The sequence below is a fragment of the Acidaminobacter sp. QWL-03 genome, from assembly GCF_058683855.1.
Map to the genome: position 1 here is coordinate 346,883 of NZ_CM178752.1, position 20,965 is coordinate 367,847.

Annotated in this window: 17 protein-coding genes; 12 read left to right on the forward strand and 5 right to left on the reverse strand. The window is 49.2% G+C overall.

The window, feature by feature from the left end; translation table 11 throughout:
- Window positions 1-60: 60 nt before the first annotated feature.
- From AC4PHM_RS01515 to AC4PHM_RS01545, 7 genes are all read left to right on the forward strand, one after another.
- The gene (locus tag AC4PHM_RS01515; protein ID WP_492019139.1) at window positions 61-753 is read left to right on the forward strand and encodes a vWA domain-containing protein; all 693 of its coding nucleotides are present in this window, start codon (window positions 61-63) and stop codon (window positions 751-753) included.
- Between the two features lie 192 nt (window positions 754-945).
- On the forward strand, window positions 946-1,512 hold the full coding sequence (locus AC4PHM_RS01520) for a flavodoxin family protein (RefSeq protein WP_492019140.1): 567 nt from the start codon (window positions 946-948) through the stop codon (window positions 1,510-1,512).
- 39 nt (window positions 1,513-1,551) lie between these two features.
- Window positions 1,552-1,950, forward strand: coding sequence for an iron chaperone (locus tag AC4PHM_RS01525; protein ID WP_492019141.1), 399 nt, complete (start codon window positions 1,552-1,554; stop codon window positions 1,948-1,950).
- 44 nt (window positions 1,951-1,994) lie between these two features.
- Entirely contained in the window at window positions 1,995-2,309 is a 315-nt protein-coding gene (locus AC4PHM_RS01530; protein WP_492019142.1) for an MGMT family protein, read from the forward strand.
- A gap of 227 nt (window positions 2,310-2,536) precedes the next feature.
- Window positions 2,537-2,974 (forward strand): MarR family winged helix-turn-helix transcriptional regulator, encoded by a 438-nt coding sequence (locus tag AC4PHM_RS01535; RefSeq protein WP_492019143.1) that lies wholly within the window; start codon window positions 2,537-2,539, stop codon window positions 2,972-2,974.
- A 14-nt stretch (window positions 2,975-2,988) separates the two neighbouring features.
- Complete coding sequence (locus AC4PHM_RS01540; RefSeq protein WP_492019144.1) at window positions 2,989-4,227, forward strand: efflux RND transporter periplasmic adaptor subunit; 1,239 nt, start codon at window positions 2,989-2,991, stop codon at window positions 4,225-4,227.
- A 17-nt stretch (window positions 4,228-4,244) separates the two neighbouring features.
- Window positions 4,245-7,364: an efflux RND transporter permease subunit gene (locus tag AC4PHM_RS01545; protein ID WP_492019145.1), complete on the forward strand. Its 3,120-nt coding sequence runs from the start codon at window positions 4,245-4,247 to the stop codon at window positions 7,362-7,364.
- A 182-nt stretch (window positions 7,365-7,546) separates the two neighbouring features.
- Here the strand turns inward: AC4PHM_RS01545 and AC4PHM_RS01550 are convergent, their stop codons facing one another.
- On the reverse strand, window positions 7,547-7,984 hold the full coding sequence (locus tag AC4PHM_RS01550) for a MarR family winged helix-turn-helix transcriptional regulator (RefSeq protein WP_492019146.1): 438 nt from the start codon (window positions 7,982-7,984) through the stop codon (window positions 7,547-7,549).
- A gap of 189 nt (window positions 7,985-8,173) precedes the next feature.
- On the opposite strand from AC4PHM_RS01550, the gene AC4PHM_RS01555 reads away from it, so the two are divergent.
- On the forward strand, window positions 8,174-8,731 hold the full coding sequence (locus AC4PHM_RS01555; protein WP_492019147.1) for a glutathione peroxidase: 558 nt from the start codon (window positions 8,174-8,176) through the stop codon (window positions 8,729-8,731).
- Between the two features lie 174 nt (window positions 8,732-8,905).
- Here AC4PHM_RS01555 and AC4PHM_RS01560 read toward each other — a convergent pair whose 3' ends face one another.
- Window positions 8,906-11,074 carry a stalk domain-containing protein gene (locus tag AC4PHM_RS01560; protein ID WP_492019148.1) on the reverse strand — a complete coding sequence of 723 codons (2,169 nt, stop codon included), beginning with the start codon at window positions 11,072-11,074 and terminating at the stop codon, window positions 8,906-8,908.
- A 450-nt stretch (window positions 11,075-11,524) separates the two neighbouring features.
- Here AC4PHM_RS01560 and AC4PHM_RS01565 point away from each other — a divergent pair, with 450 nt between their 5' ends.
- The 4 genes from AC4PHM_RS01565 (at window position 11,525) to AC4PHM_RS01580 (ending at window position 16,199) form a co-directional block, all read left to right on the forward strand.
- Window positions 11,525-13,744 (forward strand): immune inhibitor A domain-containing protein, encoded by a 2,220-nt coding sequence (locus tag AC4PHM_RS01565; protein ID WP_492019149.1) that lies wholly within the window; start codon window positions 11,525-11,527, stop codon window positions 13,742-13,744.
- A 341-nt stretch (window positions 13,745-14,085) separates the two neighbouring features.
- A complete protein-coding gene (locus AC4PHM_RS01570; protein ID WP_492019150.1) occupies window positions 14,086-14,967 on the forward strand; it encodes a VOC family protein in 882 nt (293 codons plus the stop codon).
- 34 nt (window positions 14,968-15,001) lie between these two features.
- Window positions 15,002-15,481, forward strand: a complete 480-nt coding sequence (locus AC4PHM_RS01575; RefSeq protein WP_492019151.1) for a hypothetical protein — start codon at window positions 15,002-15,004, stop codon at window positions 15,479-15,481.
- A 349-nt stretch (window positions 15,482-15,830) separates the two neighbouring features.
- Complete coding sequence (locus AC4PHM_RS01580) at window positions 15,831-16,199, forward strand: hypothetical protein (protein ID WP_492019152.1); 369 nt, start codon at window positions 15,831-15,833, stop codon at window positions 16,197-16,199.
- A 38-nt stretch (window positions 16,200-16,237) separates the two neighbouring features.
- On the opposite strand, the gene AC4PHM_RS01585 is transcribed toward AC4PHM_RS01580, so the two are convergent.
- The 3 genes from AC4PHM_RS01585 to AC4PHM_RS01595 form a co-directional block, all read right to left on the reverse strand.
- A complete protein-coding gene (locus AC4PHM_RS01585; protein WP_492019153.1) occupies window positions 16,238-17,533 on the reverse strand; it encodes a M48 family metallopeptidase in 1,296 nt (431 codons plus the stop codon).
- Window positions 17,534-17,599: 66 nt separating this feature from the next.
- On the reverse strand, window positions 17,600-18,745 hold the full coding sequence (locus AC4PHM_RS01590) for an HD-GYP domain-containing protein (protein ID WP_492019154.1): 1,146 nt from the start codon (window positions 18,743-18,745) through the stop codon (window positions 17,600-17,602).
- Window positions 18,738-20,837 (reverse strand): PAS domain S-box protein, encoded by a 2,100-nt coding sequence (locus AC4PHM_RS01595; protein WP_492019155.1) that lies wholly within the window; start codon window positions 20,835-20,837, stop codon window positions 18,738-18,740. Before AC4PHM_RS01595 ends, AC4PHM_RS01590 begins: the two co-directional genes overlap by 8 nt.
- Window positions 20,838-20,965 lie beyond the last annotated feature (128 nt).

Here is a 20,965-nt window from a genome sequence, read left to right on the forward strand (position 1 = left end):
CCCTTCGACCTCCCGAAATTGGTATGCTTAAGGCATCCAATACCAGGGAGGTTTTAAATTATGAAAGCTATGACTGAAACAATGGGAAATAAAACGCAAGCCGCAAACCTCACCGAACTGATTTTTATCCTGGACCGCAGCGGATCAATGGCGGGGCTTGAGAGCGACACCATAGGCGGGTACAACGCCATGATAGAAAAGCAAAAGCAGGAACCCGGCGATGCCGTGATCACCACGGTGCTCTTTGACGACCGATACGAGCTGCTTCACGACAGAATCCCGCTGAAAGGGATACGTCCAATCACAGAACGAGAATACTACGTTCGAGGGACGACCGCGCTGCTGGATGCAATCGGCCAGTCGATCCAAAAACTCATCAATGTTCACCGTCACACTGCGCCGGAAGCCCGGGCGGACAAGGTTCTTTTCGTTATTACTACGGACGGCATGGAAAACGCCAGCCAAGAGTATACGTATAAAAAGATTTACGATATGATTCGCCATCAAAAAGAACGCTATGGCTGGGAGTTTATTTTCCTCGGAGCCAACATTGACGCTATCAAGACAGCGGCCAAGTTTGGGATAAATGCCGACCGCGCAGCCAATTACCATGCGGATGAAGCTGGGACGCAGCTGAACTTCAGATCTGTAAGTGAAGCCGTCAGCGCGGTGCGGGCGAATCGGGAACTGACCGAGGACTGGAAGGCAGAGATCGAGCAGGATTTTGTAAAGCGCGGGGGAAAGAGAAAGTAGTACGCCGCTCAGTTATAAGTTATCAGGAAGATGGGATCTTAAAGCCTATGTGGGGATGCCATCTTCTTTTTTCAATTAACGTCATAATTTCCCGTTTCAGCGCTCGCTATAAAGGGGATGAATAGGGTAATACGTTTGCCCATTGTCTTCCAAGGCATAAGATATGAACAAATTTATCTTCAGGGGGATAATATGAAAATCATTATTTTGACAGGAAGCCCGCACTCGAATGGAACGACAGCTCTATTAGCGGACGAGTTTTGCGCTGGCGCCACTGAAGCTGGCCATGAGATTCTGAGATTTGATACGGCTAAACTGAGGATTGAAGCGTGCCTTGGCTGTGATCACTGTAGAATAATCAGCGGCAACTGCGTTCATGAGGATGATATGTCGCAGATTTATCCACATCTCCAGGAAGCAGAGGCGGTTGTTTTAGTGACGCCGCTTTACTATTTTGGAATGACGGCGCAGCTCAAACGCGCTGTAGATCGTTTTTACGCCATCAATTCTGCCATGAGAGCAACCTCCAAGAAAGTCTGCTTGATCAGTGCCGGGGCTGATGAGGACGAGTGGGCAATGGAGGCCCTTGTCGCCCATTACAGGACTATCTGCCGCTATATGAACTGGGAAGCCGCCGGGGAAGTTGTGGCATTAGGTTCCGGGAAACGTGACGATCTTGCTGAAACTGAATATCTTTCTATGGCAAGATCTTTGGGTGCAGAAATTAGAATGGATCCATCTCGTTATACAATTCTTTAACATGAACATCACAAAATTAAATTTGGGGTAGTGATATATATGTCAGGACAATCCAGTGTTATAGACGACTACATCTCTCAATGTGAGCCTGTGCTGCAGGAACGGCTGAGAGAGATTCGACGAGTTATTCGGGAGGCTGCGCCAGATGCCACAGAGTCCTTCAGCTACCAGATGCCGACGTTTGTCTTTCATGGCAATCTGGTGCATTTTGCCGCCTTTAAAAATCATATTGGTTTTTATCCCGCGCCAAGCGGGATTGAGGCTTTTAAAGATGAAATCTCCGCCTACAAGTGGGCGAAAGGCTCAGTTCAGTTTCCCCTTGATCAGCCCATTCCTTTCGACTTGATCCGCAGAATTGTGCTGTTTCGGGTCGAGGAGAATCAAAGGCTTGCTGAAGAGAAAAAGGCCAGGAAGAAATCAGCTGTTAATAAACCGTAGGGCTAGCAACTTGACTAAAATTAGTGCAAAGGGGCTGCGGAACCATGACACCATTTACAGAACGCACCATTGAAATCATAAAAAGCATTCCACTGGGCAAAGTGGCAACTTATGGCCAAGTTGCACTTTTGGCAGGAAACCCCAGGGCTGCCCGTCAAGTGGCGCGGATTCTCCATTCAATGAGCAGCAGTCAGGGCTTGCCTTGGCACAGGGTCGTCAATGCCCAGGGTAAGATTGCACTCAGTGCCCCTGAAGCGTTTATAACGCAAAAGCGATTGCTCGAAGCGGAGGGTGTGGAAGTGGATGCTGCTGGACAGGTGGATTTGGATGTGACTTTGTGGAATGAGAAGTCTTTTTAGAGTAAGTGAATGTAGGAGAGATGCTGGTGGTTGAAGTGACCATCGGCATATTTTTTTTTGGATTGGAAGGCTGGAGATGGCGGCCAGCACCTATTGATGCCTCGTTAACAGTCTCGCAATTTCCTTATTTTGCTGGATTGACGTTAGCTCATACAAATGTTACATTCTATAATAGTTACTAAACATAACTATTTAATATTATAACCATAACGGAATGGAGGCTGAGGATGGACCGGAGAATTCTGATTGAATCCATAATGACTTTGGTGCCGGTGCTTCATAAGAAATTTTCGAAGGATCTTGGCAGTTGCGAGATTACTCGACAACAAATGGAACTCTTATTCTTTGTAAGCACGGAGGGCGAGAAGCCCATGTCCTATTATGGATCGAAGCTGATGATTTCCAAGCCAAACCTGACAGTTCTCGCCGATAAATTGATTGAGGAAGGCTATATTGAGCGTATTTTATCTCCAGCCGACCGCCGGGTGGTACTGCTGAAGATGACCGAAATGGGTGAAGGCTTTTTCGCTAACCAGCAAAAGAAAATGATTGAGCTGATGCTTGAAAAACTTGAAGACTTTAATGATCAGGAAATCGAAAGACTGAATGAATTGTTTACTGAGATCAAGTCGATCTTCATGAAAAATGAAGCATCAGACGTTTAAATGGAGGATGCCCTTTGAAAAGAATTTTTAGTGCACTATTGATAGCGACCTTGGGTCTGACTTTGCTGACAGGGTGCAGCGACAATGCCACTTCCACTGAACCACCTGAGGTCCAGGCCGTAGCAGTCAGCATTACTGAGATTCAGAGGTCTAGCATTGAAAACTTACGCACGGTTGTGGGCAAGACTCAGCCAGTTCAGGAAGTCAGCGTCTTTGCCAAAATGCCGGGTACGGTGACTCAGGTCAATGCCGAGGTCGGACAACCAGTCAGTAAAGGTGACCTGCTTTTCTCTGTCGAAGATGAGGATATACGACTTCAGGTTCAGCAAGCCCAGGCGGGACTCAACTCTGCCCGTGCGAATCTGGCCCGCACAAGCGGCGGTTCGGTCGAGCTTCAGCTCGCACAGCTGAAGTCCAGCCTGCTACAGGCCGAGCTCATGTTCAAGGATGCTCAGACTGCTCTGGACAGCGCCAGGATTTTGTATGACGCAGGCGCCGTATCAAAATTCGAGCTGGACTCTACAGAGACCCGCTTCAGGACTGCCCAGGCGCAGTATGAAACCGCAAAAAAGGCCGTCGAGCTGACGGAGTCGACGATCAATAAAGAAAATGCTGCCATTGCCAGCGCTCAGGTTCAGCAGGCTCAGGCGTCTTATGATCTGGCTCAAAACCAGCTTGAGAACGCCCGCGTGACAGCGCCCATCAGCGGAATAGTTTCCGTGAGAAACGCCACCAAGGGTGAGCTTATTTCCGGCGCGGTGCCTGCGTTTACCCTGGTTGACCTCTCGACGGTGGTCGTGGAAATCAGTGTCATGCAGGAGCTTGTAAATTCGGTGACTATGGGCGAAACCGTTGAATTGAAGATAGAAGCCGCCGGCGGTTCCGGCACTTACACCGGTAAGGTGACGGCTATCAGCCCAAGCGCAGACCCGCGTACCCAAGCCTACCTGATTAAAATTGAAGTTCCTAATACCGACGGCAGGATCAAGGGCGGCATGCTCGCTACGGTCAACCTGACTACTGACGCCCGCGCCGAAGCCTTGGTTGTCCCGATGGACGCGGTCCTGGACGACAACGGCAAGAGCATTGTCTATGTGGTCGAAGGCGACATGGCAGTGCGCAGGGAAGTGACTGCCGGTCTGTCCAACGGGGAATTCGTGGAAGTTTCCGGTGGGATCGCTGAAGGCGATAAAGTCATCGTCAAAGGTCAGAACTACCTTCAGGACAAATCTAAAATCACCGTGGTGGACTAAGCGGAGGGGGAAGACTTATGAATATTTCTGAACTTTCCATTAAGCGTCCGGTCACGGTGATCATGATGATGCTGATCATTGTGGTACTCGGCGTCGTGTCGTTTATGCGTGTGCCTATTGACCTTATGCCAAGTCTCGAAGTGCCAGTTGCCATTGTTGTGACGAGTTACGAGGGCGCCGGCCCTCAGGAAGTGGAAAACTTCGTTACGCGCAATATTGAAAACGCCCTGGGCTCGGTCAACAACATGAAGAGCATCCAGTCCCAGACCTCAGAGGGCACCTCTGTAGTCATTGTGGAGTTTAATGATGGCACTGACATGGACTTCGCTACGCTGCAGATGAGGGAAAAAATTGACCTCATCAGAGGTTTCCTGCCGGATGGCACCAATAATCCTATGGTTCTCAAGATGGATCCCAATATGCTTCCGATTGTTCAGATTGGCGTATTTTCATCCACTCAGGACGACATTGAACTCAAGCAATATGTCGAGGACGTCGTCAAAATGCGTCTGGAACGCTTGGACGGCGTGGGTTCAGTCAACGTCACCGGCGGTGTGGAGCGGGAAATTCAGGTGGAAGTGGATCCGGACAAGCTTACGGGCTATGGGATCAGCTTCAATCAAATTGTGTCTGTGCTGCAATCCGAGAACATCAATCTTCCGGGCGGCAGTGTGGAATATGGCAGCAAGAATCTCATTGTGAAGAGCATGGGCGAGTTTTCGTCCGTTTCAGAGATCAAGGAGATGCCGATAGCGCTGCCATCGGGCGGTGTCGTTTATCTTTATGATTTGGCGCAGGTCAACGATGGACTGAAGAATCAGTCCACCCTCACCCGAATGAATCAGGAGAACAGCGTCGGCGTCTCGATCCAAAAGCAGACGACGGCAAATACGGTCGCTGTGGTCAATCTGGTCAAGGAAGAGATCGAGCGGATCAAAAAGGACAACCCGGAGGTCGACATTCAGCTGGTCTTTGACCAGGGGCAATTTGTCGAGTTTGCCATCAGCAACGTGTCGACGAACGCAGTCATGGGGGCGAGTCTTGCCGTCCTGATTCTGTTCATTTTCTTAAGAAACCTCAGAACGACACTGATCATAGGCATCGCTATCCCTGTGTCGATCATTACGACATTCATTTTGATGTATCTGGCGGACACAACCCTTAATCTGATTTCCATGGGTGGTCTGGCGCTGGGGGTCGGCATGATGGTCGACAACTCTATAGTCGTCCTGGAGAACATTTTCAGGCACCGGCAGCAGGGTGAGGGACGCTTCCACGCCGCCATCAAGGGCGCCAAAGAGGTCGGTGGCGCCATAACGGCCTCAACGCTGACCACCGTTGTCGTCTTTTTGCCAATCATCTTTACGGAGGGAATGGCAGCCCAAATATTTAAGGAAATGGCGCTGACAGTGACGTTCTCACTGCTGGCTTCACTGGCGGTGGCGTTAACGGTCGTACCAATGCTCAGCTCAAAAATGCTGGCCATGGCCAAAACGGACAAGCCAAAGAAGACCTTCCTGGATGCCGTCTTTGATGGCTGGGGCAGATTCTTCGACAGAGTGGATGCCTATTATCAGCACGTCCTGGTGGGGGCGCTTAAACGTCGAAAACTGACGGTGCTGATCGCACTTGTCATATTGGTGACTTCTTTGTTTGCTGTCCCGTTGATTGGCGTTGAATTCATTCCGGCGACGGATCAGGGCCAGTTCACGGTCAGCATTGAGCTGCCTCAGGGAACGCAGCTTGTGGAGACCAATCAGGTCGCTTCTCAGGTGGAAAGTCTGTTGGCGGCAACGCCGGAGGTTGAGAAGGTGTTTACGACTATAGGCGGGGGCGAGAGCATGATGATGTCCACCTCGACCGATTCCCACGTCGCTTCCATCAGCGCGACTCTGGTGTCAAAGGGGGACAGGAGCCTGAGTACGGCTGAGGTCGTCGAGGCGATCCGAAATCAGGTTAAGCTGATCCCAGGTGCAAAAATTGACGTCACCGAGGTTACTATGATGATGGGCGGCGGCGCTTCCGGTATGGGCGGCGACGCGATTTCCGTCGAGATTTCCGGGTTTGATTTTGAACAACTGGAGCAGATTGCCGGGGAGGTTGAGGAAAAGATTCAGCGTGTGGAAGGGACCAGACAGATCAGTTCGAGTATTGCCGATGGTCGCCCCGAAGCCCAAGTCCTCGTCAATAAGGAAAAAGCGTCACAGTACGGCATCACCAATATCCAAGTGGCCTCAGCGATACGGAGCGCGCTCCAGGGTCAAGTAGCGACGCGCTATAGAGTGGAGGGCGACGAGATCGACGTCCGCGTTCAGCTGCCTGAGGACCAATCTTCAACTTTTGAACATCTAAAGGATTTGAAATTTACGGCACCGACCGGTTCGGTCATGAGATTGGGAGATCTGATTGACATTCAGATTGATGAAGGCCCGGTCAGCATAGCCCGAAAAAATCAGGTGCGTTATGCAACTGTGAGCTCGGAACTCTTTGACCGGGATGTCGGGAGCGCGACGGATGAGCTCCAGATTTATTTAGACGAACTCGTCCTGCCGGAAGGCTATGACTTAACCATTGGCGGACAGTACCAGCAGATCGTGGACGCGTTTTCATCCTTGGTGCTGGCGCTGATTCTGTCGCTGCTTTTGATTTACATGGTCATGGCGGCGCAGTTCGAATCCCTGATTCAGCCATTCATCATTATGTTTTCGGTGCCGCTGGCATTTTCAGGGGCGGCATTTGGACTTGCCATCACGGGAAGGACCTTCAACGTCCCAGCGTTTATTGGAATTATTATGTTGTCGGGGATTGTCGTCAACAATGCAATTATCTTGATCGACTACATCAATATGCTGAGGCACAACGGTCACGAGCGCAATGAGGCAATTATTAAAGCCGGCCCAACCCGTCTCAGGCCAATCCTGATGACGACGCTGACTACGGTCCTGGCCATGATTCCTATGTCCTTTGGACTGGGTGAAGGCGGCGAAATGCAGGCGCCCCTGGCGACGGTCATTATCTTCGGTCTGTCGCTGTCGACCATGCTGACCTTGCTGGTTGTGCCGGTAACCTATACGTTGTTTGATGATTTGGCTATAAGGCTCAAGGATAAGTTTAAGAAGAAAGAATTGAACCACTAAAAAAAGATCAAACAGATGCCTTTTGGCGCCTGTTTGATCTTTTTTTGTGTGGAAGAGTGTGGGCGATTGGCCAAAGTCCGCTGGCTCCTGCTAAAAAGTTGGAGTGTGGGAGCGGGGATCAATAGTTCAAAGGCCTAAGACGCCGGCTTCCAAGAAATTTTGGTCACCTTACGGCATTAAGCTTACTTTTTTAAAGCGCCTATCAGACGGTGCAGATCGACGAGCAGGTTGCCGGTGGATTCCAGATCTGACGGTAAGGCGCAGATCATCTGTTTTGGTACTTCCAGCGCTGGTTTTTTCAGCTGCTGGCCTTTTGCGGTCAGCCAGATGTAGACCTGGCGTTCGTCGAGCGGACTGCGGCGGCGGGAAAGGAGACCATCAGCCTCCATTTTTTTGAGGAGAGGGGTTAAAGTGCCGGTGTCCAGGGAAAGGCGTTCGCCCAGCTCTTTGATGGTGATCTGGTCTTTTTCCCAGAGGACGAGCATGACAATGTAGCCTGTATAAGTCAGACCAAGGGGATCCAGCAGGGGTTTGTACATTCGGATGATTTCTTTGGATGCAACGTAAAGCGCGAAGCAGAGCTGGTTGTCGAGTTTTAACAGATCGTCAGTGGTTGTCATGGTAGTATGACCTCCCGTCGATTTATCAATGATACAATTGAATTGTATAAAATATTTTAAGAAAAGTCAATGAAGGGGGTTGACGGCAATTATTATATTGCGTACAATACAATTGTATCAAATACAAATGAGTTGCTCCCTGATAAGATAAAAATGAACACACAATATTGCGAATGGATGGTGCTTACTATGTCAGTACATGAATTTATTGTCAAAGATGCAGAGAATAATGATGTTTTACTTAATGACTACAAAGGCAAGGTGCTTCTGATCGTCAATACGGCCACGGCCTGTGGACTTACGCCGCAGTATGACGGCCTTCAATCCCTTTATGAGAAGTACTCGGACAAAGGCTTTGAAATTCTGGACTTCCCGTCTAATCAGTTTCTGAATCAGGCACCGGGAACGAATGAAGAGATCGTCAGCTTTTGCCAGCTCAATTTTGGTACGACTTTTAAAACCTTTGGCAAAATTGATGTCAACGGCGAGAATGCAGATCCGCTTTATAAGTATTTGAAAGCTCAAAAACCATCGGACGCTGAAAATAAAGAGAGCGAAGGCTTCCTGGGCAAGCTGAAATCCATCAACCAATTGGTTTTGGGCAACAGCATCAAGTGGAATTTCACAAAATTCCTGGTGAATCAGGACGGACACGTGGTCAAGCGCTATTCGCCAACAGTGAAGCCCGAGGAGATTGAAGGCGACATTGAGGCTCTACTGCAATACAGTGAAGAAAAAGCGGTATAAGCAGTTTCGGTTAGGAAGAGGGAGGAAACTTGGGGTTTGTAGGCTTAAGCCGCTGACGCCAAGTTTCTTTTGAGAAGTGAAACTCGGGGTTGATAGGCTTAAGCCGTGGACACCAAGTTTTCTTGAAATGAAAAAGTGAGGTCATCGTCGCCGATGATCTCACTTTTTTTAGTCTTACAAATCGATTTCGTCCAGCTTGTACAGCTGGTAGGTTTCAATCAGGTCCATCAATTTGATAGGGTACTTCGAGTCAGTGGCATAACCGGCCCGCTTCAGTGCCCAGGCGCCTAGGCTGCTGTCGAACATGACGCTTCGGAAGGTTTCATAGCGGGCACCGGTCAACAAGAATTTCTTATGGTCCGCCCAGCTTTCGTTGGCGCTGTAGTAAGCTCTGAATTTCGCGTCCACTCTAAAGGCAACGCCGTTGTATTCTTCCCAGGTGTTGGAGGTAACGGAGCCGGCAGGGCCGCTGCCCTTGATGCCGAAGAGGTTGGAGGATAGGCGGCCAGTGTATTTGTCAACGGGAACGCTCTGGCCCCAGCCGGTCTCCAGGATCGCCTGGGCGGTTTGCAAGGCGGCAGACATGCCGGATTGGCGGAAATCGTATACCGCCAGATTTGAGGCCATACTGAGAAATTTGCTTTTTTCGATGATAGGCTGAGGGCCAAAGATTTTGCCTGTGTACACGGTTACAGAAACTTCTTCGGTTTCTACGAATTGGCCTGAGGCCGTTGTGGCGATGGCTTTGAGTTTGTACTGGCCGTCATCGCCAGGGACCGGGGTATAGGTGAAATCGGTCGCACTGCCTTGCAGGGTCGCAATAGTTTTTTGCTTGCCTGTCGACGTCTGGGTTAGGATATAGCGAATCCCGGAAAATTCGAAATTGCTCAGGGCGCTTAACTTGGCAGGGACAGCAGTTGTGATGACCTGATCCGGTCCTGCGCCTCTCAGCAGCAGCCGGTTGGAGCCGCTGAGCACAACCGGTACGGGATCGCTCGTATACCACTGGCCGGTCATGTCTTTGACACGGACAATGAGCTCCTTATTGCCTGAATAGGCCGGTCCCGGGAACCAGACATACGCGCCGTAAGGGATTTGAGCCAAGTACTCTTCTCTCTGAGTGACGGGATCCTTAAGGATATATTCTGTTGCCTGAGCATCAAAATTTCGGACGGCTATGAGGGAAACTGGTTTGCTGATGGTCTGCCCGGCCTTGACACCGCCTAGAGCGAGGTTTCGCGGAACATTCACCGTTAGGTTCACGATTTGCCCCGGATAAGCTTGATGCTTCTGATCGTAGGCGGTGACTTTCAGGTTCACGTCGCCATTATATTCTATGGTTGGGGTCCACGCGTAAGTACCCATTGGATCCTGTACATCTGTGGCGAGGGTCTTTCCTGAGGCGAGGTGGACGATTTCATATTTTACATAGGATGCGCCAAAATTGAGGCGCGCACTCAGGTTGACTGTGCCCGTCGCAGGCTGCCCGGCCTCGACGCCGGTGACTGTCAAGGCCACTGCAGGGCTGATGCTTATGGTCACGGGAACTGCGTCGCCGCCGAGAAACTGACCACTTTCAGAATAAAGGGCAGCGGCGAGGACTTTCGTGCCTTGATCTCTCATTTTAGGATGCCAGGTGTAGGAACCGGACAAATCGCTACCCTGTGCAACCACCACACCCTTGCCTGTCGCAGGATCTACCAAGAGATACTTGATCTTGGCGGCATTCGCTGGGGGTGCAGCTGTAAAGGCCGACTGAAGGGTGGTGGTGCCTGGGACGAGGGCATTCGGCTTGATCGAGGTGAGCTTGATGTCGAAGAAGGGTTCGATAACGGCGCTTGTCGAGGAATTCACACGAACGGTCCGGGTCTCACCCTCCCAGGTGATCCCTACGCCAAGGGCGTTGCTGATCAGGCGCAGGGGAACAAAGGTGCGGTCTTGATGGATGAAGGGCTGGACGTCGCTCAGCTGGTAGTGCTTGAGGCCATCAAAAGTGTAGTCCACGAGGCTGCGGTCGATTCTGAGGAGGATGGTTCTGGTGCCTTTTTCAATTAATACAGAGCGGTCGGCCGAATTCCAGGTGACCTCGGCGCCCAAGGTTTCAGAGACGACCCGCAGTGGCACGACGGTTCGGTCATTTTTGATCATAGGCGCCGGGTCAGCAGTGATGGTCTGGCCGTCGATGATGAGGTTGACCGGCGAGGTGTAGGTTGGTGCGGCAAAGGTCGGGGTCATAATGCTGAAGGATACTGCCAACATGGCGGTCAGAAGAGTGGCTTTGATTTTTTTGTTTTTTGCCGCAAAGAGGATTGATTTTGATGGTGCATTATATTTAAAGATCATGGTGTGTATTCCCCCAATAGTTGAATGATAGGTGAGGTGGCAGATGGTGACCATCGGCATAGAAAAGCCTTTGCTTTTAGACGTCGGAAAGGGGTGAAAAGTTTCATTTGAAATTATGATAACACATTTATCCGGCAGAGGGGCAGGGGCGGTGGATTTTGTGGTAGGAAACCCAAATTGGTTAATGAATAATTTTTAGTCGCTTTTAAAGTATAAATGGGTATAAATGTGCTGGAAGCTAAGATTGTGAGGATTATTTGGACGCGTTTCCCCACAGGAGCCAACAGCGTAACCGACCATAAAGTGTGGTCGGTTTTTTTATTGAGGAAAATGTTGCTAAATTAAGGGGATGATCCTATAGGAATGTTTAAAATTGTATAAATCTTATGAAATTTGTCACTCTGCGCCGTGATGTTCACTCCTTATGTTTGAAAGTTGGAGGTCTTGACAATGTGTTTGAGAAAAATTGGGCTATTGCTATTGATGGCCATTCTCATTCTGGGGATGATGCCTACAGGCTATGCTGTGACGGATCGGGATGGAAATGTTGAGGAAGGTGTCGAAGAAGCACCCAAAATGGACAATAAGCCGGATCCTTTGACCACCGAGCAATTGGAATTGAAAGGAAAGGCTTTGGAAGCAAAATTGAGTGGCAAGGACGGCGGTAATTCAGTCGAAGTCGCCAAAGGGCAATTCGTAGAGTTGGCTCGAGAAGGCGAAGGGGCTATTTGGACGGTGCTTGGGGAGTTTGCGGATTTACCGCACAACACACTTCCTGAACCGGACAGAATGGTTAATAACACAACGATTTGGGTTCCTGACTTTAGCAGGGATTATTACATGGACATATTATTCAATGATGCTAAAGGCGCAAATTCCATGCTCAACTATTACATTGAGCAGTCTTCCAACCGCTACACGGTGTATGGGGATGTGACGGATTGGGTCGAAGTACCGGGTAATCTTGAGGATTATGATGATAATCCGGATTCCAATGTTTGGTTCTTTCTTGAAGACAGCGTCAATGGCTGGTACGATGCTCAGATCTCAGCAGGAAAGACACCTGAAGAGATTAATGCCTACTTAAGTCAGTTTGACGTTTGGGACCGCTATGACTACAATGGGAATGGCAATTTTGATGAACCTGATGGCTATATTGATACTTTCCAGTCTGTCCATGCTGGTGAAGGGGAAGAAGGCGGCGGCGCGCCTGAAACTATTTGGAGTCATAGTTGGTACGCTCGATATAACCTGATTGGGCTTGCAGGACCTGGATTTAACTTGTATGGTGGGATCCAGATTGGAGACAGTGACTATTGGATAGGGAAATATACCATTCAGCCTGAAAATGGCGGTGTTGGTGTATTTGCGCATGAATTTGGCCATGACCTTGGACTTCCTGACCTTTATGACTATTATGGAGAGAATGGAACTGGCTTCTGGACGCTGATGTCCTCTGGCTCATGGTTAGGTGAGGGGAAAGACGACATTGGCTCCAAACCAAGCCATATGGGCGCATGGGAAAAATTCCAACTTGGCTGGTTGAATTATGAGGTCGCCAGAGCCGGTTTGAAGACTGTTCATAGGCTAGGTCCTATGGAATTTAACACAAAACAGGCTCAGGGATTGTTTGTGATTTTGCCGCCGAAAGAAGTTACTTCGGTCATTAGTGCACCATATGCAGGGAGTAAGTTTTATTATAGTGGTTCGGGCAACAATTTAGATCAATACATGTATAAAGCATTCACTTTACCAGCTGGCGCTACTTTGTCTGCGAAAGTGAATTATGAAATTGAAGAGAATTGGGATTATGCTTATCTTGTCGCTTCGACTAATGGCGGAACGACATGGACCTCAATTGATACCAATCTATCTATTTCGACTGATCCAAATGGACAAAACAAAGGTTATGGTATAACAGGATTCTCATCTGGTTGGACTGATTTAACTGCTGATCTGTCAGCGTTTGAGGGAGACGTATTACTTGGCTTCAGATACTGGACAGACGTCGCTGCTATTGAGATTGGATTTATGATCGATGAGATTAGCATAACTGGTTATCCTTCTGATGGAGCTGAAGCCGATGCTGGTTGGATCTTTGATGGTTTCAGAGTATCAACCGGCACAGAAAGCAAATTATTCAACCATTATTACGTCGCTGAATACAGATCCTACCAGGGTTATGACAGTGTTCTCAAAACAGGCCCTTATTACTTTGGGTATCCAACAATTCCTGATTTCGTCGACCACTTCCCATATCAGGATGGCCTACTGATTCACTATTGGGATACATCACAAGCGGACAATAATACGGGATTACACCCAGGACATGGTTTGCTCCTGCCAATTGATGCCCACTTCCAGACGCTCTATCGAAATGATGGCGTAAGATGGCGCAACCGTATCCAATCCTATGATTCTACCTTCACAATTTCGCCAACGGACGGTATTCCAAACATTCATCACAATGGCGTTCTTTCTCCGGTTCCTAGCCTCCCAGGCGTCAAGGTCTTTGATGACAGAATCCTTCACTATGATGCAGCCAATCCACTTGGCAGTGTCATTCACCCTAACACCGGGACACTCATCACCGTCCTTCAGGAACCATACCTGAAAGTCAGAAATCCACAGGCACCATTTATGCAAATTCAGGTTAGTCCTGCAAAATAACGCTCAAAAATAGCCTGAAAGAATTAAATTAACACCATAATAAACCATAAACAAATCGAGTTCATACTGATGTCTATTTGATCAATCTTCGATAGGGAAAGCAGCGCCTCGGAAGTCGGCCCCCCAACTTTCAATAGGGCGCTGCTTTCTCTCGTTTTGAAATGCTTTCAATATATTTAGAAATAGCGCGATATTTGGGTATAATAGAAAGGCTGACAAAATGAATCTTTGATTGTTTGTCGCAGTTAGACAGCACAATTTGAAATTATGGATGATGGGCTGGTGGGGGGATTGGGTGACCATCGGCAAACACTCACTTTTTTAAGCCAAGGAGGATCTTTATGCAAAAAATAGTGCCGCATTTATGGTTCGACACTCAGGCCGCTGAAGCCGCGGAGTTCTACGTTTCCTTGTTCGAGAATTCCAGGATCAACAGCAAAAACATTCTCACAGATACCCCTTCTGGCGATGCGGAGATTCTGACCATCCAACTCGCCGGCCAGGACTTTATGCTCATTTCGGCGGGACCTTACTTCAAGTTCACACCAGCGGTGTCCTTTTTGGTCTCCTGCAGTACGCCGGAAGAGGTGGACACTTTCTGGGGGAAAATGATCGAAGGCGGCGCAGCGCTCATGCCGCTGGACACGTATGACTTCAGCGCCAGATATGGCTGGCTGATGGATAAATACGGTCTGTCCTGGCAGTTTATGTGCACGGGGGAAGCGCCAATTACGCAAAAGATCAAACCGACCCTCATGTTTGTTGGTGATCAGTGCGGTAATGCAGAGCCTGCGGCTGAGTTTTATACCAGTCTCTTCAACAACTCTGAGATTGGCGGCATAATGCGCTATGAAGAGGGCTGGCCGCCGAACAAACCGGGAACAATTCAGCATATGCAATTTACCCTGGAGGGCTATCAGATTGCCGCAATGGACAGTGCTTATGAGCACGATTTCACTTTCAACGAGGCGGTTTCTCTGGTAGTCCACTGCGATACTCAGGAGGAGATCGATCGTTTCTGGGAAGCCCTCAGTGCGGTTCCTGAAGCGGAGCAGTGCGGCTGGCTGAAGGATAAGTTTGGTTTGTCGTGGCAAATAGTGCCATCCATTATGAATGACTTAATGACAACCGAGGACAAGGCGCAGATTGCACGAGTGACTCAGGCGTTTCTCAAGATGAAGAAATTTGACATTGAAACGCTGAAAGAAGCTGCGAACGCTTAAGCGACCGAAAATTTTCAACAAGGAGCGTCAACAAATGGCAAAAATTGTATCTAAAAATCAACCGCCCAGGAGAGAAAAATCTGAAGGTAGCTCAAAGTCAGTAGTTCACGGGAAAAGCACTGGAGGTTCAAAGGTATTCGGTGGGGAAAAATCATCAGGCGGAACGAAGTCCTTTGGTGGATCGAAGCCAACAGGCGGCGCGAAGACTATGAGTGGATCAAAACCCGTGAGTGGATCAAACCCCAAAAGTGGATCGAAGCCATCAGTTGGGGAAAAATCAACCGGTTTTGAAAAATTCTCTGATAGCACCAAGTTTAACAGTCCTGTCAAAGCTATGACAGATCAGCTGATTCTCGAACTGCTTCTGGAAGACGTTTTTGAAGAACCAACGGATTACGGCGCGGCGAAGATCCAATCCTTTAAAAAAGCTGGCGTCCAAAGCGCGCAGCCGGGTGTTCTCGTTACTATGGAGGATGGCTCGGCGTACGAAATTATGATTAAGAAGGTTAAATAACAAAGCGAAAGAAGCGGAACACAGCGGTGTTAAACTGTTGGTCCGCTTCTTTTTATTTGCGTGAAGAAGCGAGGGGCGATAGGCCTACAGCCGCGATAGGCCTACAGCCGCAATAGGCCCACAGTTGTGATAGGCCACCGGCCGCTGATACCTGCTCCCTAACCACTAAAAATTTTTTCATAAAAACGCGAAATTTAACTCAGATTCGAAAAATATTTTCATTATTGCGAAATTATTTATTGAATATTCAGAATTCCTGTGTTATAGTCAATTTAACAAATACATAAATAATTTTACTTAAACAAATAATATCAACAAAAATTTAACGAAAAATTAGGAGGGAATAAACATGAGTAAAAAAGATGCCATCCACGCTAACGACAGGATCCCTTTTGTTCTTAACGAAGATCTCGACTATGACTTTATGCGCGGAGGAGACATGTTCCCTTCCAATTACAAAGAGGTTTCTGCTGAGGCCTTTGGAAATGCCTATGATCAAGCAATCACCAACATCAGCAGGTCCATAGCCAGGCAGAGTGAAAAACAAATGGAAAATGGATTTAAAGTGGATCAGGTCACTTTGAATCTCGAGTTCAAACTGGATGCCTCCACCGGAAGGATTGGACTGGACGGATCAGCAAAAATTGAGGTAGTGCTTAAACCGGCAGATCAGGTGCAAGTGTTTGAAGTGACAAAACAATTTGGAGCCGCAGTTTAAAAGAGAAGGGCAGCCAGCGCGGTAACGCGCCAGCTGCCCTATATTTTTTCGTTAAGTTTATGCCCGACAAGCCGCTCAATCGCTTCAATCGCCTCAATCCGCTGACTAACCGGCGGATGGGTGTAGGTCAGTTTAACGGACAGGGGGTGAGGGGTCAGGTTGGAGAAATTCTCTCGGGCGAGAATTTTGAGAGCGCGAATCATGGCTGGGGCGCTGGTGGTGTAGGCGGCGAAACCATCGGCCGAGTACTCTGCCCTACGGGAGATCGCGGTGAGGGGTATGCCGAGCAGGAATCCGAGGGGATCCGTGAGCATCCCAAAATGGAGAAGGGAAAAGCCGAGATGCGCGGCCGAAAATCCAAAGGCATGCACCCAGCTGCCTGAAGCAGTCAGGAAGTAAAGGAGCAGCGCGAGAGTCGCCCCAACTTGGAACACTGACAACAGGAAATTCTTAAAAACGTCCTTATGTTTCGCGTGGCCAATTTCATGGGCCAAGACGGCCACAACCTCCTCAACACCGCACTTTTCAATGAGTGTGTCATAGAGCACAATGTGCTTGAAGCGGCCAAAGCCAGAGAAAAAGGCATTGAGCCGGGTAGAGCGCTTGGAAGCATCCATCACGCTGATTTCCTTAATGGCGTACCCGGTTTTGTCCGCCAACCCGACGATTTGATCGTATAGGGGTCCCGACCTCAGCGGTGTCAGGGTATTGAACAATCGAATGAAGACCTTTGTATACAAAAGATTTACGATCAGGGTTACCAGAACAATGAGCAGCCAGGCGATCAGCCAGACCTGGAGCCATGCTGCCCTGCTGCCTGACTGAGAAGGCGACGCAAATAAGTTTAAATACAGCCACAGCAGGCAGTAAAGCAGGCCGCCGCCAAGCAGCAGTCCCAGGAGCACCGACTTGATCTGATCCAGAACAAACACGCGGGGTGTCGTGACGTTAAAGCCATAGCGCGTCTCTATGCCGAAAGTTCTGTAGAGTTTAAAACCCAGGTTCAGGGCGTACTGGAGACTAAAAACCAGCCCCAGAAAAACAAGCACTCTCAGGATTTCGTGGCCGGTCAGGGCATCAGCGCGCCGGGCTAGGTATGGAAACCCGTTGAATAAAAGCATTGCGATCAGCGCGCCTGTGTTGACAACCCGAGAGATCATGGCAAGTCTGTGAGTCTCCATGGTGTAGTCGAGCCAGCGCTTATATTGAGCGGAGTCGTAAACATCCCGGACATTGTCGGGGATTGGCTGGCTGCGGTGGCGGTAGTTTAGCAGGCTGATGGTTGTTTCCAGCACCAGCGTGAAAGTGACGATTAGGATTGTAAAGATTAGCATGTCTGAATCGCCGTCCTTTAATTTTGACGTCTGTGGGGTTTGTACTCAAGCTCCCGCCCAAATAGCTCAAAACACCGGAAACGTCGTATGGTACGCAGTGTCCTCAATCTCGTAATGATCTTCCAGGAACAGGCTGACGCAGGCGCTGACGATGTCCTCCCGGTACCGTGTTCCGGCGTTACCTGTGATTTCGTCCAGCGCGGCGGCCAGGCCAAGGGCTGCACGGTAAGGGCGGTGGGACATCATGGCTTCGACGACATCCGCGACCATCAGGATATGGGCCTCGGTTGTGATCTCATGGCCCATGAGGCCACGGGGGTAGCCACTGCCGTCACTTCGTTCATGGTGCTGGTAGATGGTTTCGCCAATGATTTTGGGCAGATAAACGTCATTCAGCATATTGAAGCCGGTAGTGCTGTGATTTTTGATGAGCATGAACTCCACCTGGCTCAGTTTGCCAGGTTTTGACAGTATTTCTGCAGGGACTTCAATTTTACCAATGTCGTGGATGTAACCAATGATGCGCAGCATCTGAACCACATCTTCCTCCAGGTTCATTTTGCGGGCTATGGCTGCCGATAGATTCCCAACCCGCCTCTGATGGCCCGCTGTATATGGGTCCCGAACCTCGACCACAGTAGACAGCAATGAAATGATGCTCTCCATAGTGTTTTGCAAATCCAGGGTTTTTTGTTCAATGATCTGTTCCAGATTCTTCTGGTAGAGCTGGTTCTCGAACTCGAGCCGCTTTTTCTGGTCAGACAGCTGCTTAATTTGCGCCGCGTGACCGACAGCCTTCAGCAGATCCTCCTTGACTATGGGCTTGATCAAATAATCATTTGCACCATGATGAAGGGCTTGTGAAGCCGTTTCCACAGAGGGATCACCGGTCATGATGAGGATCTGGACGCTGTGGCAGCGTTCGCGGATCGACTTCAGCAGTTCCAGTCCGGACATCTTGGGCATGACAATATCTGTCATGACGATATCGAATTCCTGCTCATCCAGTTTTTTCAGCGCGCTTGGGACATCTTCCGCGATTTCTGCAGTGTAACCGTTTCGCTTCAGCATTTCACTCAGGGTCAGGCGGATGCTTTTTTCGTCGTCCACTACCAGGACCCTGCTTGTTGGGACTTGGGAGTTGCTGGTTTCAATTTTACTTGATGCGCTGCTCGTACCACTTCTCATCTCGCTGCTCATTCCTCTACTCATTGTCTTGCTCCTTGGCGTGGATATTCCAGCCGTTATCCACCGGCAGGTCCAGCACGAATCTGGTCATTTTGCCCTGTTCCGTATCAAAAGACAAGTCGCCGTGGTGTTCTTTGACTATGCCGTAACTTATGGACAGTCCAAGGCCTGTGCCAATATCTTTGGGCTTGGTCGAAAAAAACGGTTCAAAGATTTTGCTCTGGACCTCCTGAGGGATCCCGCCGCCATGATCCTCGACGGTCAGCCTTAGCCACCTGCGGCCATCATGGTCATTTTGACGACAGGTAAGCCGCATGATCTTATCCTCGTGGAAGCCCGGATATTTTTCGTTGAGCGCGTCCCGGGCATTGGTCAGCAGGTTCATGATGACCTGTTGGATCTGCTGGCTACGACATTTCAGATCAGGCAGGTGCTCATCCAGTTGAACGTGGAACTTGATCTGGTCCTTGCGAATGACGGTCTTAATGAGTGCGGTGGTGTGGTTGATGATGTCGTAAGGGCTGGCATAGCTGTGAGACTGCTTTTCATATCTCGAAAACTGCAGCAGATTCCTGACAATTTCGGAGATCCGCTTTGACTCATGTATGATTTCTTTCGCATATTCCGTGGGCACCGAGAGCGTCTCCATTTCCTCGGAGATCAGCTGGGCGTAATTTATGATGCCGTTGATGGGATTGTTGATCTCGTGAGCCACGCCGCCCGCCAGGGTGCCTATGGCTTCGAGTTTTTGCTGCTGCCTGAGCTGGGACTCGATCTCCATGCGCCTCATTTCATTGGCCTTACGCTCTGATATGTCCCTTGCAAAGACTATGGCGCCGATGGTTTCGTTATATTTCACTGGGACCGAAGCAATTTCGGAGTAGGCCAGTGTACCGTCGAGCTTCAGCAGCACTTCCTCTCTCATCGGCACAGCTCTCTGGAGGACGTTCAGCTCATGAATGCGCTGTTTAACCGCTTCCCTGTAATCCTCATGCACTTGATCCAGGACCTTGAGGCCTATCAAATCCTCTGGTGTTTTGGCGCCGAAGAGTTTCAAAGTGGCTTCATTCACGTAAGTAAAACAGCCATGAGTTTGAATGAAGATAGCGTCAGGGGAATTCTCAACCAGGAGCTTGAAGCGCTCCACGCTGTCAAGGAGCTCTGCTTCGGCCTTTAAACGGTCGCCAATGTCGTGGACTATGGAATAGAGCAGCGTTTTTCCCTGAATTTGAATGGCGCCGCTGTAGACTTCAACGTCTGCAAGGTTGCCGCCGGCCTTTCGATGTTTGAATATAAAACTGTTGCGCTTGTTAGTTTTCGCCTTTTGCATCTGTTGTTTAATTTCTTCCATGGAAAGGGTATTCAAGTCTGAAACCTTCATTGATTTGAGCGTTTCTATGCTCCAGCCGTAAAAGGTTTCTGCGGCGGGGTTGGCGTCGACAATACTGCCGGTTTCCGGATCGACGATCATCATGACAGTATGGTGATTGTTGAACAGGCTTTTATATTTTTCCTCGGCTTCTTTGATTAAGGCGATGGATGACTTTTGCTGTTTTTGATCGTGAATCAGCCTGCTGAGCAGGACGGTGGTGAGCGGATAAATCATCAGGACTGGAAGGGTGATCGCCTGGAGGACAGAGACGGCGGTTTCCTGTGGCAGTGTCAGCATACACAGGAGCATGCCAATATGTAAAGTCAGACCAAAAGCGAAGGCATTTTTCCAGTCAAAGGCGGAGGTATTGGGTGCAAAATAGGTTTTCCAGAGGGTGCCCAAAAGGGCGGACAAACTGATGACCAATACACCGGTGAGTGCTGCCGCCCCACCAATAAAGATGCGGTAGCCTGCCATCATGGCGGCTGCAATCAGTGTGGTGGGAAGTCCAAAATAGAGTGCCGTCAAGCCAACCAAAATGGAACGGGTGTCAAAAATAATGCCTTCCTGGAGTTCGAAAGGAATGGACATGATGATTAAGCCAATTAATCCGAGAATTGCACCTGAGGCTACGTTGTGAAGCTTCGATTCTCCGGTGGTACTGAAGGAGATTTCGTAGATGAGACTTATGGTAAGCAGTACCGCGGAATTGTAGATGATTTGCAGCAACAGGTCTGGATTCATTGGAGCCTCCCGGTTGTAGATTTTGGATACTACATAATAATTTTAATGTAAATTGACAGAGACAGCAACGTAAACTGCAAACAAAAACGTGGATAATGTTACTTTTTTCGACTGAATTAGACAATAAA

Excerpts from the sequence above, each read along its gene's own strand:
- AC4PHM_RS01570 (WP_492019150.1), top strand. The coding sequence starts at position 14,086 with ATGCAAAAAATAGTGCCGCATTTATGGTTCGACACTCAGGCCGCTGAA.
- AC4PHM_RS01555 (WP_492019147.1), top strand. The coding sequence starts at position 8,174 with ATGTCAGTACATGAATTTATTGTCAAAGATGCAGAGAATAATGATGTT.
- AC4PHM_RS01525 (WP_492019141.1), top strand. The coding sequence starts at position 1,552 with ATGTCAGGACAATCCAGTGTTATAGACGACTACATCTCTCAATGTGAG.
- AC4PHM_RS01560 (WP_492019148.1), bottom strand. The coding sequence starts at position 11,074 with ATGATCTTTAAATATAATGCACCATCAAAATCAATCCTCTTTGCGGCA.
- AC4PHM_RS01595 (WP_492019155.1), bottom strand. The coding sequence starts at position 20,837 with ATGAATCCAGACCTGTTGCTGCAAATCATCTACAATTCCGCGGTACTG.
- AC4PHM_RS01565 (WP_492019149.1), top strand. The coding sequence starts at position 11,525 with ATGTGTTTGAGAAAAATTGGGCTATTGCTATTGATGGCCATTCTCATT.
- AC4PHM_RS01550 (WP_492019146.1), bottom strand. The coding sequence starts at position 7,984 with ATGACAACCACTGACGATCTGTTAAAACTCGACAACCAGCTCTGCTTC.
- AC4PHM_RS01545 (WP_492019145.1), top strand. The coding sequence starts at position 4,245 with ATGAATATTTCTGAACTTTCCATTAAGCGTCCGGTCACGGTGATCATG.
- AC4PHM_RS01580 (WP_492019152.1), top strand. The coding sequence starts at position 15,831 with ATGAGTAAAAAAGATGCCATCCACGCTAACGACAGGATCCCTTTTGTT.
- AC4PHM_RS01585 (WP_492019153.1), bottom strand. The coding sequence starts at position 17,533 with ATGCTAATCTTTACAATCCTAATCGTCACTTTCACGCTGGTGCTGGAA.
- AC4PHM_RS01575 (WP_492019151.1), top strand. The coding sequence starts at position 15,002 with ATGGCAAAAATTGTATCTAAAAATCAACCGCCCAGGAGAGAAAAATCT.
- AC4PHM_RS01535 (WP_492019143.1), top strand. The coding sequence starts at position 2,537 with ATGGACCGGAGAATTCTGATTGAATCCATAATGACTTTGGTGCCGGTG.
- AC4PHM_RS01590 (WP_492019154.1), bottom strand. The coding sequence starts at position 18,745 with ATGAGTAGAGGAATGAGCAGCGAGATGAGAAGTGGTACGAGCAGCGCA.
- AC4PHM_RS01515 (WP_492019139.1), top strand. The coding sequence starts at position 61 with ATGAAAGCTATGACTGAAACAATGGGAAATAAAACGCAAGCCGCAAAC.
- AC4PHM_RS01520 (WP_492019140.1), top strand. The coding sequence starts at position 946 with ATGAAAATCATTATTTTGACAGGAAGCCCGCACTCGAATGGAACGACA.
- AC4PHM_RS01530 (WP_492019142.1), top strand. The coding sequence starts at position 1,995 with ATGACACCATTTACAGAACGCACCATTGAAATCATAAAAAGCATTCCA.